The organism is Novosphingobium sp. B-7 (assembly GCF_000410615.1).
Taxonomy (GTDB): Bacteria; Pseudomonadota; Alphaproteobacteria; order Sphingomonadales; family Sphingomonadaceae; genus Novosphingobium; species Novosphingobium capsulatum.
Window position 1 is genome coordinate 31270 of the sequence record NZ_KE148356.1, and the last position, 1124, is coordinate 32393.

At 67.8% G+C, this 1124-nt stretch carries 2 pseudogenes; one reads left to right on the top strand and one right to left on the bottom strand.

What is annotated here, in order from left to right:
• Nucleotides 1–352: pseudogene (locus H926_RS34730) on the bottom strand (flagellin); the annotation flags it as partial.
• Nucleotides 353–504: 152 nt separating this feature from the next.
• Between H926_RS34730 and H926_RS0113800 the strand changes: the two are divergent.
• A pseudogene (locus tag H926_RS0113800) lies at nucleotides 505–1124 on the top strand (ATP-dependent DNA helicase); the annotation flags it as partial.

The window sequence follows — 1124 nt, forward strand, 5'->3', positions numbered from 1 at the left end:
GGTTGCCCACTTCCGACTGCATCGCGGTGCGATCGGAATCCTGGTAGGTGGCCGACTTGGACTGGACCGCCAGTTCGCGGATGCGCTGGAGCATCGCGGTCACTTCGTTGAGCGCGCCATCGGCGGTCTGCGCCATCGAGATGCCGTCGTTGGCGTTGCGCACGCCCTGCTGCATGCCCTGGATCTGCGCGGTCATGGTGGTGGTGATGGCCAGGCCCGCGGCATCGTCCTTGGCGCTGTTGATGCGCTTGCCGGTCGAGAGGCGCTGCATCGCAACACCGGTCTGTTGCGACGCGGTGATAGAGGCGTTGGCGGCACGAAGCGCCGCGATATTGGTGTTGATGACTGCCATTTTCCCATTCTCCACTATGGGTTGAGTGACGATCCGGCGGTTCCCATCCGGTTCGCCAGCAAAAACGGCGCCGGCGCGGATTGTTTAAGTGGAGGGGGTGGGGCACGGGTGTATGCTTGCCCCTCGTTCCATTTTCGTTCACAGGTTCGGGCATGGCTGTCCCCGCTGCTCCAGACCTGGGCAATCCCGCCCCGCCGGCGCTCGATCTGCCCGCAGTCCATGCCAGCCACAGCGGCTGCTGGCTGCGCGGGGTGGATCTGTTCCCCTCCACCCGCACGGTGGGCAAGGGCGAGGCGATCGTGGCGGCGGCCGATACGCCGCTGCTGATGCTCAATGCGCCGCTGGTGGCAAGCCGGCTGGGCTATCCCGATCTGTCGGGCCTCGATCTGCTCGAGCTCTATGCCTTCGTCCATCCTGCGCGATTCGTGGTGCCCACGCCCAAAGGGCTGGCCAATGCGCTGGGCCTGCCGCAACCGGCCGGAGACGCCGATGTCCCGCTGCTGTTGCAGCAGGCGGCGCAGGCCTTGCTGGCCACCACCGCCGCGGCCGATTGGCCAGAGCGGGAAGGGGCGTGGAGCGCGCTGCAATCCATGATCAAGCTGCGCTGGCCCTGGGCCACGCTGCTGAGCGGGCAGATCGCCCGGCCCGAACGCGCCGAGCGCTGGCTGTTTTCTCGTCTGCCGGAATGGGACGAGGCGGGCGAGCGGCCGCAGCCGGCGCAAGTCGTGCTCGATCCGCAGGCGGTGGAGGCGCGGCTCGCCACGCTGACCGG